9 protein-coding genes are annotated in these 9,514 nt (G+C 64.8%); 6 read left to right on the top strand and 3 right to left on the bottom strand.

From position 1 onward, the window contains the following. Positions 1-100 precede the first annotated feature (100 nt). The 5 genes from lysA (at position 101) to EOA75_RS22435 (ending at position 6,135) form a co-directional block, all read left to right on the top strand. On the top strand, positions 101-1,369 hold the full coding sequence (lysA, locus tag EOA75_RS22455) for a diaminopimelate decarboxylase (protein WP_095823973.1): 1,269 nt from the start codon (positions 101-103) through the stop codon (positions 1,367-1,369). A 34-nt stretch (positions 1,370-1,403) separates the two neighbouring features. Then, positions 1,404-2,345, top strand: coding sequence for a threonine/serine dehydratase (locus EOA75_RS22450; protein WP_127325189.1), 942 nt, complete (start codon positions 1,404-1,406; stop codon positions 2,343-2,345). A 113-nt stretch (positions 2,346-2,458) separates the two neighbouring features. Further along, positions 2,459-5,056, top strand: coding sequence for a TIGR02302 family protein (locus EOA75_RS22445; RefSeq protein ID WP_127325188.1), 2,598 nt, complete (start codon positions 2,459-2,461; stop codon positions 5,054-5,056). A gap of 23 nt (positions 5,057-5,079) precedes the next feature. Beyond that, on the top strand, positions 5,080-5,445 hold the full coding sequence (locus EOA75_RS22440) for a glyoxalase superfamily protein (RefSeq protein ID WP_127325187.1): 366 nt from the start codon (positions 5,080-5,082) through the stop codon (positions 5,443-5,445). An 87-nt stretch (positions 5,446-5,532) separates the two neighbouring features. Next, the gene (locus EOA75_RS22435) at positions 5,533-6,135 is read left to right on the top strand and encodes a 2-hydroxychromene-2-carboxylate isomerase (protein ID WP_127325186.1); all 603 of its coding nucleotides are present in this window, start codon (positions 5,533-5,535) and stop codon (positions 6,133-6,135) included. A 17-nt stretch (positions 6,136-6,152) separates the two neighbouring features. On the opposite strand, the gene EOA75_RS22430 is transcribed toward EOA75_RS22435, so the two are convergent. Then, positions 6,153-7,037 carry a LysR substrate-binding domain-containing protein gene (locus tag EOA75_RS22430; protein WP_127325185.1) on the bottom strand — a complete coding sequence of 295 codons (885 nt, stop codon included), beginning with the start codon at positions 7,035-7,037 and terminating at the stop codon, positions 6,153-6,155. A 189-nt stretch (positions 7,038-7,226) separates the two neighbouring features. Between EOA75_RS22430 and EOA75_RS22425 the strand changes: the two genes are divergently transcribed. Beyond that, entirely contained in the window at positions 7,227-8,177 is a 951-nt protein-coding gene (locus EOA75_RS22425) for a DMT family transporter (protein WP_127325184.1), read from the top strand. Between the two features lie 4 nt (positions 8,178-8,181). On the opposite strand, the gene EOA75_RS22420 is transcribed toward EOA75_RS22425, so the two are convergent. Further along, the gene (locus EOA75_RS22420) at positions 8,182-8,553 is read right to left on the bottom strand and encodes a response regulator (protein ID WP_095799901.1); all 372 of its coding nucleotides are present in this window, start codon (positions 8,551-8,553) and stop codon (positions 8,182-8,184) included. A 76-nt stretch (positions 8,554-8,629) separates the two neighbouring features. Next, positions 8,630-9,172 (bottom strand): hypoxanthine phosphoribosyltransferase, encoded by a 543-nt coding sequence (gene hpt / locus EOA75_RS22415; RefSeq protein ID WP_067319657.1) that lies wholly within the window; start codon positions 9,170-9,172, stop codon positions 8,630-8,632. Between the last annotated feature and the right edge of the window lie 342 nt (positions 9,173-9,514).

Genomic DNA, 9,514 nt, shown 5'->3' with positions numbered 1-9,514 from the left:
GAGAAACCGGTCAAGGACAAGAAGTTCATTCTCGACCCCTTGCTCTAGAGCCGAGGAGATCATCCGATCTCATCGCGCTCCAATTTTCGGACCTCTCCCCGTGAACCATTTCGACTACCGCGACGGCGTTCTCTACGCCGAGGATGTGGCAATCCCCGATATCGCCGCCAGCGTCGGCACGCCGTTTTACTGCTATTCGACCGCGACCCTGACCAGGCATTTCCGCGTCTTCAAGGAAGCTTTTGCCGGTCTCGACGCGCTGGTCTGCTACGCCATGAAGGCGAATTCCAACCAGGCCGTGCTGAAGACCTTGGCAAGACAAGGCGCCGGCGCCGACGTGGTGTCGGAAGGTGAACTGCGGCGCGCCTTGGCCGCCGGCATCCCCGCGAGCAAGATCCTGTTTTCCGGCGTCGGCAAGACCGCGCGGGAAATGGACTTCGCCCTCAATGCCGGCATCCTCTGCTTCAACGTCGAGTCCGAACCCGAACTCGAACTGCTGTCGGCGCGCGCCACAGCGCTCGGCAAGGTGGCACCCGTCTCGCTGCGCATCAACCCGGACGTCGACGCCAGGACCCACAAGAAGATCTCCACCGGCAAGGCCGAGAACAAGTTCGGCATCCCGTGGCAGCGGGCGCGCCAGGTCTATGCCCGCGCGGCGGAGCTGCCGGGCATCAAGGTCACCGGCATCGACACCCATATCGGCAGCCAGATCACCGAGCTGCAGCCTTTCGACGACGCTTTCGCGCTGCTGGTGGAACTGGTCGGCGTGCTGCGCGCCGACGGGCATTCAATCGAGCATGTCGATCTCGGCGGCGGCCTCGGCATTCCGTACCGCGTCGACAACAGCCCGCCGCCCTTGCCCGACGCCTATGCCGAGATCGTCAGGAAGCATGTCACCCGGCTCGGCCTGAAGGTGATGTTCGAGCCTGGCCGGCTGATCGTCGGCAATGCCGGCATCCTGGTCTCGGAAGTGATCTATGTGAAGGAAGGCGACGCCAAGAACTTCCTCGTCGTCGACGCCGCCATGAACGACCTGATCCGGCCGACGCTCTACGACGCCTTCCATGATATCAAGCCGGTGGTGCAGCCGCCGGCCGCCACGCCGCGCATGACGGTCGATATCGTCGGGCCGGTCTGCGAGACAGGCGATTTCCTCGGCCTCGACCGCGACCTCCCCAGGCTGAATCCTGGCGACCTCATCGCCGTCGCCACCGCTGGAGCTTACGGCGCCGTGCAGGCCGGCACCTACAACACAAGGCTGCTGGTGCCGGAAGTGCTGGTCGACGGCGACCGTTTTCACGTCGTGCGGCCGCGCCCGACCCATGAGGAGTTGATCGGGCTGGATTCATTGCCCGAGTGGCTGAAATAGAAGCACGAGGGTCCCGCGCTCAAAGGAGCAAGCCATGCTGGAGACTGGAGCTATCACGCGCGGACGCATCGCCGCGGTGGAACCGCACATCCGCCCTTTCGTCCGCCACACGCCGGTGCTGCGCGTCGACATGGCTGACTTCGGCCGGCCGGCCTTTCCGGTCGATCTGAAGCTCGAATGTCTGCAGCATTCCGGCTCGTTTAAGGCGCGCGGCGCCTTCACCAACCTGCTCGAGCGGCAGGTGCCCGCAGCGGGTGTGGTCGCCGCCTCCGGCGGCAATCATGGCGCCGCCGTCGCCTATGCCGCCATGAAGCTCGGGCACAGGGCCACCATCTTCGTGCCCGAGGTCAGCCCGCCGGCAAAGCTCGAGCGCATCCGCGGCTACGGCGCCGAGTTGGTGGTCGGCGGTGCGCGCTATGCCGAGGCGCTGGCCGCCAGCGAGGATTTTGCCGAACGAACCGGCGCCCTGCAGATCCACGCGTTCAACCAGGAAGAGACGCTCATCGGCCAAGGCACTCTCGGGCTCGAGATCGAAGCCGATCTGCCGGAGATCGACACACTGCTTGTCGCGGTCGGCGGCGGCGGCCTGATCGGCGGCATCGCCGCCTGGTTCGCTGGCCGCATCCGCATCATCGCCATCGAGCCCGAGGGCGCGCCGACGCTTCACCGCGCCTTCGAAGCCGGCAAGCCGGTCGATGCACCGGCGGAGGGCATCGCCGCCGATTCGCTGGCGCCGAAGCGCGTCGGCGAAATGATGTTCCCGATCGCGAAAGCTTTCGTCGAGCGCTCGATCCTGGTCAGCGACGACGACATCGTGGCGGCGCAGAAAGCGCTCTGGGACCGGGCGCGAATCATCGCCGAGCCGGGCGGAGCCGCTGCCTTTGCCGCGATGCTTTCCGGCCGCTACGTGCCGGCTCCCGGCGAGCGCGTGGCTGTCCTGGTCTGCGGATCCAACACGAATCCCGCGAATTTCTGATCGTAAAGGCGGCGAACCCGTCACAGATTTTGGAACCCGCCTCGCCTTCGCCGTGTTTGGTGTTATCCTCTGCTCATGAGGTCCGGGCGATCCTGCCCGGGCAGGAAGGGCCGATGACGGAACGACCCATTTCCAGCGGCGAACGCGGTCTGGCCGGGCGCCTTGCCTTGAGCCGGCTGGCGACGCGGGCCTCGATGATCTTCGAGCGCGGCTGGCCGTTGCTGTTGCCGCTGGCGGTGGTCGCCGGCCTGTTCCTCAGTGTCTCGTGGCTGGGCTTGTTCCAGCGCCTGCCGGATCTGGCGCGGATCGGCCTCCTGATCCTCTTCTCCATCTCGGCGCTCGCCGCGCTCTTTGCGCTGCGCTTCTTCCGCATTCCGTCCGCCGCCGAGGTCGACCGGCGCATCGAGGCAGCGAACGAGCTGCTGCACAGCCCCGTGCAGGTGCAGACCGACCGGCCGAGCGGCGCGGAGAGCCTCTTCTCGCAGGCGCTGTGGCGCGAGCACCAGAAGCGCATGGCCGAGCGGCTCTCCGACCTGGGCGGCGACAGGCCGCGCACAAGCGTGCCGGATTACGACCGCTGGGGCCTGCGGGCTGTGGTGGGGCTGCTGTTCGTCACCGCTTTTGCCTTCTCGTTCGGACCTTTCGGCGGCAGGATCAGCGACGGCTTCGTCGCCAGCGCCGCGCGCGATAGCGTGCCGCCCCGCATCGATGCCTGGGTGACGCCGCCTTCCTATACCGGCAAGCCGCCGCTGTTCTTGACCGCCGACGTCAACCAGGCCGCGCAGGTCTTCAGCGTCCCTGAGGGCAGCGACGTCTCGCTGCGCGTCACTGGCGGAACCGGCGAAGAAACGCTGAGCTATGCCGACGCGAACGGCAATGATCGCGCCATCGAACCGGTTGCGCCGAAGGGCGCCACGCCAGCCGCGGCACAGCCGGGGTCCCCAGCCGGGCTCAAAGTGCGCCAGTTCTCCGGCAGGCTGAACACCAACGGCACGCTGCGGCTCAAGTCCGGCGAGGACGATCTCGGCCACTGGGCCTTCGCCATCATCCCGGACAAACCGCCGACGATCCGTTTCGTCGGCGAGCCCAAGCGTGCCGTCAATGGCGCCGTCGAGCTCAACTACCAGATCGACGACGACTATGGCGCGGCCTCCGCCAAGGCCGTCTTCGAGCTGTCTGAGCCGCTGCCGGCCAGTGCACATCCGCTCTATGGCCCGCCCGACATGCCGCTGACGCTGCCGCGCCGCGGCGGCAAGGCGAACGCCGCCAAGACGACCAAGGATCTGACCGAGCATGTCTGGGCCGGCAGCACCATCAAGCTGACGCTGACCGGCACCGACGATGCCGGCCATACCGCCACCAGCGAGACCAGGACGCTGGTGATGCCGGAGCGGCCCTTCTCCAATCCGCTGGCCCGCGCTGTGATCGAGCAGCGCCGCCTGTTGGCGCTCGACGCCAACGCCAAGCCGCGCGTGCTCGACCTGATGGACGCGATCACCCTGCGCCCGGAGGATACTTTCGACAACATGTCGCATTACCTCGCGATCATGAGCGCCAGGAGCCGGCTGAAGCTTGCCGAGAACGACGACCAGCTGCGCAACGAGGTGGCTTATCTGTGGGAGATCGCGCTCGGCATCGAGGAAGGCAATCTGTCGGCCGCCGAGCGTCGGCTGCGCCAGGCGCAGCAGGCGCTACAGGACGCCATCAAGAACGGCGCCAGCGACGAAGAGCTCGAAAAGGCGATGAAGGAACTTCGCGAGGCGATGAACCAGTTCCTGCAGGAATTCGCCCAGCGCGCCCAGCAGAACCCGAACGCGCCGCAGATGCAGCAGAACGGTCGGGAACTGCGCCAGAGCGACATCAACCGGATGATGGACGAAATCGAGAATCTCGCCAAATCCGGCGACCGGGACCGGGCCCAGCAGTTGTTGTCGGAACTGCAGGACATGATGAACAACCTGCAGGCCGGGCGCCAGCAGCAGGCCGGCGAGCAGGACAGCGAGATGCGCCAGCAGATGGACAAGCTGGGCGAGATCATGCGGCGCCAGCAGGAGATGATGAACGATACCTTCCGCCTCGACCAGATGCAGCGCGGCGATCGGCAGCGCGGTGCAAATCGCGACGAGCAGCTAGGCGAGGATGGCGAGCAGTCGCAGGATGGGCAGAAGCCCGGTGATGACCGCGACCCGCTCGGCCGGCCGAAGCAAATGACGCCGCAGGAATTCGCGGATGCGCTGAAGCAGCTGCAGGAAGGTCAGGGCCAGTTGCAGAGCGAGCTCGACAAGCTGAAGAAGGGCCTCGAAGGCATGGGCATGCAGCCCAATGAGGGCTTCGGCGAGGCCGGCAAATCCATGGGCGATGCCGAGCAGGCGCTGGGCGAAGGCGAAGGCGACCAGGCGGTCGGCCACCAGGGCCGCGCGCTGGAGGCGCTGCGCCGCGGCGCCAAGGAGATGATGAAGCAGATGCAGGCCATGCAGGGCGACCAGGGCGGCAGCGAACAGGGCGGACGTCAGCAGGACGCCGACCGCGACCCGCTTGGCCGGCCGCGCGCCACGAAGGGCCCCGACGACGGCAACTCCGTCAAGGTGCCCGACGAGATCGACGTGCAGCGCGCCCGCCAGATCCTCGAAGCCATCCGCAAGCGCCTCGGCAACGCGCTCAGCCCGGACATCGAGCGCAGCTACCTCGAACGCCTGCTCGAACTGAAATAGCGCCCACACCGGTCACCGCCGACATGTCGAAGCTTAGAACCGTCACGCCGATCCTGCGCATGTTCGATATCGTCAAGGCGCGAGGGTTCTATCTCGACTTCCTCGGTTTCGAGGTCCGCTTCGAGCATCGCTTTGACGACAACGCGCCGCTCTATATGGGCATCGCCCGGGACAGCTGCGAGCTGCATCTGAGCGAGCATCATGGCGACGGCTCGCCCGGTGCCAATATACGCATCGAAGCGACCGGCATCGCTGACCTGCATCGCGAGTTCAAGGCCAAGAACTACCGCTTCAACAGGCCGAGCCTCGAGACGACGCCTTGGCAGACGAAGGAGGTCACGGTGATCGATCCGTTCGGCAATCGCCTGACCTTTTTCGAAAGAGACTGAGGTAGCGGGCAGCCGCAGGTCGCTCTCGCCACACGCATTGCAGGCCGCGCTGCCTGCCGGTATCGTCATCGTCAAGGGAGACTGGCGATGATCGACTTCTGGTTCTCCATCGGCAGCACCTACACCTATCTTTCGGTGATGCGTCTCGCCGAGGTTGCGGCTGAGACCGGCATCGAGTTCCACTGGCGACCCTTCAATGTGCGCGCCATCATGATCGAGATGGACAACATTCCCTTTGCCAAGAAGCCGGCGAAGGCCGCTTATATGTGGCGCGACATCGAGCGCCGAGCGGCGATGTACAGGATGGTGCCGAAACTGCCGGCCCCCTACCCGCTGGCCGAGCTCGAACGCGCCAATCGCGTGGCTCTCATCGCGGCGCGCGAGGGCTGGTGCGAAGCCTATGCCCGGGAAACGTACCGGCGCTGGTTTGAAATGGGTGAGCCGGCTGGTAGCGAGCCAAACATTTCGGCTAGCATCGAGAAAGCCGGACAGAAAGCAGAGCCGGTTCTTCGGCGGGCCGACAGCGATGACGCCAAGGCCGAGCTCGCGGCCGCGACGGAGCAGGCCAAGGCGCTCGGCATCTTCGGCTCGCCGAGCTTCGTCTTCGACGGCGAATTGTTCTGGGGCGACGATCGCCTTGAGGATGCCATGCGATGGCTCAAGCAGATGGAGAGCGGACCGCCGGATTGAGCGGACCGTTTCGTACGTCAAAGACTGGCTGTTGCCTGTGCCTGCCTGGTCAGCATGAAAGCCTCGCGGATCGCGTTTTCCATCCCGTCGATCGCTTCGCCCGTCGCCAGCGGATTGCGGTGAAGCACCACATTCGAGGAATCGATGTCGCCGAAGCCGTCGGCGGCGGTCAGTTCGCGGCAATCGGGCGGGATGTTGCTGCGCGAGATCGGTGCGATCGCCAGGCCAGAAGTGACCGCCAGCGTCAGGCCGCCATTGGTGTCGCTGGTGTAGGCGACGCGGTAGTCGAGGCCGCGCTGCTGCAGCGACTTGATCGCGAAGTCCCGACACCAGCCATTGCGGCTGTAAAGCGCGATCGGCACCGGCCGTTCCTCATGCATGTGATGCAGCGTTGACGTCACCCATACCGTGGGATCGTGCATCAGCACATCGCCGCCGGAAAAACCTTCCCACTCGAACACCACCGCAAGGTCGAGTTCGCCGGCCGCAAGCGCCCTCACCTGCGAGTCGGAATGCGCGTAACGCACCGTGACCTCCACGCGCGGGTGGCGTTTGGCGAATTCGCCAAGTGCCCGCGACAAGATTGACCGCCCGTATTCGGCAGGAATGCCGATGCGCACCAGCCCGCCGAGCGGCGGCGCCACCAGCGATGCCGCCGTCTCGTCGAGCAGCGAGACGATGCGGCGGGCCTTGGTGATGAGCTCGCCGCCGCGGCGTGTCAGCGCCACCCCGCGAGAGCCGCGCTCGAACAGGCTGTCGCCCACCATGTCTTCCAGCTTTTTCATCTGCATGGACACCGCCGACTGGGTGCGTCCGGCCTTTTCCGCCGCCTTGGTGAAATTGCCGGTCTCGGCCACCGCCACGAAGGTGCGCAGGAGGTCGCTGTCGAGGGTGGGCTTCATCGATGCCGCCATAAGAAATTTTGATTGCTGGTATCATTCCAATTCGTTTGCAACATGTCAAACGCCGCAGGATAGTTGCTCTACCCATTGGATATGCGGCCGTGAGATTCGGCCGCGGACCAATTCGAAGAGTCCTCACTCGTGCCCGCTGCCCGAAACGGTGGCGGGCTCTTTTTCACTGGAACGAACATGCAGAACCGGATGGTGCTTGGCATTTTGAGCCTCTGCCTCGGCGTTCTCGTCTTTTCGTTGCAGGACCCGCTGGTGAAGGCGGTATCGGGCAGCTATCCGGTGACGGAAGTGATGGCGATCCGCGCCCTGGTGGCGCTGCCGATCCTGGTCGTTATCGTCCAGGCCGATGTCGGCCTGACAGCCTTGCTGTCGAAACGAGCGGGCATGCTGACGCTGCGCGGCTTCATCCAATTCAGCTCCTACACCGTCTACTATCTGGCGATTGCCGCCCTCTCGCTGGCCGACGCGATAGCGCTCTATTTCATGGCGCCGCTCTTTATCATGTTGCTGGTCGGGCCTTATCTCGGCGAGCACGTCTCCGGGCGGACGCTGACGACGGTGCTGATCGGCCTCGTGGGCGTGGTCGTGATGTTGCGTCCGGGCGCCGGATTGTTCGACTGGGCGGCACTGCTGTCGCTCGGCTCGGCATTCCTCTACGGGTTCTCGCAGCTGATGGCGCGCCGGATCGGCGAGACCGAATCCTCGACGGTGATGGCCTTCTACCAGAACGGCGCCTATCTCACCGGCGCTGTGGCGGTCGCCGCGGTGTTTCATCTTGCCGGCATCACCCATGCGGGCCACCCGAGCCTCGACTTCCTGGTGCGGCCCTGGGTCTGGCCGGCGCTGCCGGACTTCCTGAAGATGGCGGCCTGCGGCTTCGTTGCCTCCGCCGGCATGATCTTGCTGTCGCAGGCCTACCGGATGGCGCCCGCCAACCGGGTCGCAACCTTCGAATACACGGGCATCCTCTGGTCGCCGCTGTGGGGCTTCCTGTTCTTCGCCGAGGTCCCGCGGTCAACGACGGTGCTGGGCGCGGCGCTGATCATCGGCGCCGGTCTGGTTGCACTGAACGGTGAGCGCCGACGCGGCGCAGCACCTGCAATCGCAGCGACCGGCGATGCCGTCTAAACGATCAAGCGAAGCAGCTTAATGCCCGTCCGACGCGGGCGCGTATTTCGGCAAGCGTGAACGGCTTCTGCACGACGTCGAGGATGATGCCGTTCAATTCCTCGGCGCGCTCGCGCTGGTCGGCATAGCCGGTCATCAGCATGATCTTCATGGCCGGAAACTGTTTTGCCGCCGCGGTCGCCATCTCGATGCCGTCCATCTCCGGCATGCGGATATCGGATACCACGAGATCGTAGCTGCCGCGCTGCTGGCGGATCAGGGTGAGCCCCTTCGCGCCATCGGCGGCGATGGTGACACTGTGCCCATCACGCTCCAGCGCGCGGGCAGCGAGGGTGCGGACGGATTCATCGTCCTCGACGATCAAAAGCTTTGCCATGCCGAGATAGATGCCGCCGAAACGTTGACGTTTTCTGAAAATTTGAAACGTCTATGCGGCCTCTTTCGGCGCGACCTTACTTGTCGCCTTTCACGACCCCGACAAACGGCAATTCCCGGAAAGCATGCGCGACGTCCATGCCGTAGCCGACGACGAAATAATCGGGGCAGTCGAAGCCGACATAATCGGCGTTGAGCGTGGTCTGGCGGCGCATGCGCTTGTCGAGCAGCACCGCGATGGCGCAGCTCCTGGCGCCGCGCGACAGCATCAGGTCGCGGGTGAAGGAAAGCGTCTTGCCGGATTCGAGGATGTCGTCGATCAAAAGAACGTCGCGGCCGGCGACCTCGTTGTCGATGTCGCGCAGCACCTTGACCTCGCCGCTTGTGGTGCCGGCGCCGTAGCTGGAGATGAAGATGAATTCGACCTCGGGCGACAGGCCGACGTCGTGCATGGCGCGGATAAGATCGGCGGCAAAGACGAACGAGCCTTTCAGGATCGATATCACAAGCAGGTCGTGATAGTCGCGCCCGGCGATTTCCTTGGCGAGCTCGAGATTGCGCCGGGCGATCGCCGACGCCGAAAACAGGACCTCGATGTCCTTGCCGCGTACAACTGGCATAGCTTTTTCCTTCAGAATCGCCTGCAACGCCGGAAGGGCTAGGTTCATCAATATTCAGGTCAGGCCGAACCCAAAATAGCGGGTTCCGAGAACCGGTGCAGAGCGTACTCAAGCACGTGAGCACCTAAGCGCAGGAAACCACTAATTGCAGGCCGGCATCACCTGAATATCGATGCACCTACCCGGCGAAGGTGACCGATACGGCCTTCACGCCGTTTCTAGGGACATCGAGCCGGCTGGAAAAGCCGAATCTTTCGCCGGGCGCCAGCGAGCGGTTGGATGTCCCCAACCTGTAGCGGATGACAATGCCAGCAATGTCATCCGCTACAGGTTGGGGACATC

Origin of the sequence: Mesorhizobium sp. M1A.F.Ca.IN.022.07.1.1, from assembly GCF_003997575.1 — a bacterium.
GTDB lineage: Bacteria > Pseudomonadota > Alphaproteobacteria > Rhizobiales > Rhizobiaceae > Mesorhizobium.
Note: the sequence above shows the minus strand (reverse complement) of the source record. Positions and strands in the feature narration are given on the sequence as shown.

Bases quoted from the DNA above. Each gene is read 5' to 3' on its own strand.
- EOA75_RS22450 (WP_127325189.1), top strand. From the start codon at position 1,404: ATGCTGGAGACTGGAGCTATCACGCGCGGACGCATCGCCGCGGTGGAA.
- EOA75_RS22445 (WP_127325188.1), top strand. From the start codon at position 2,459: ATGACGGAACGACCCATTTCCAGCGGCGAACGCGGTCTGGCCGGGCGC.
- EOA75_RS22440 (WP_127325187.1), top strand. From the start codon at position 5,080: ATGTCGAAGCTTAGAACCGTCACGCCGATCCTGCGCATGTTCGATATC.
- EOA75_RS22435 (WP_127325186.1), top strand. From the start codon at position 5,533: ATGATCGACTTCTGGTTCTCCATCGGCAGCACCTACACCTATCTTTCG.
- EOA75_RS22430 (WP_127325185.1), bottom strand. From the start codon at position 7,037: ATGAAGCCCACCCTCGACAGCGACCTCCTGCGCACCTTCGTGGCGGTG.
- EOA75_RS22425 (WP_127325184.1), top strand. From the start codon at position 7,227: ATGCAGAACCGGATGGTGCTTGGCATTTTGAGCCTCTGCCTCGGCGTT.
- EOA75_RS22420 (WP_095799901.1), bottom strand. From the start codon at position 8,553: ATGGCAAAGCTTTTGATCGTCGAGGACGATGAATCCGTCCGCACCCTC.
- hpt (WP_067319657.1), bottom strand. From the start codon at position 9,172: ATGCCAGTTGTACGCGGCAAGGACATCGAGGTCCTGTTTTCGGCGTCG.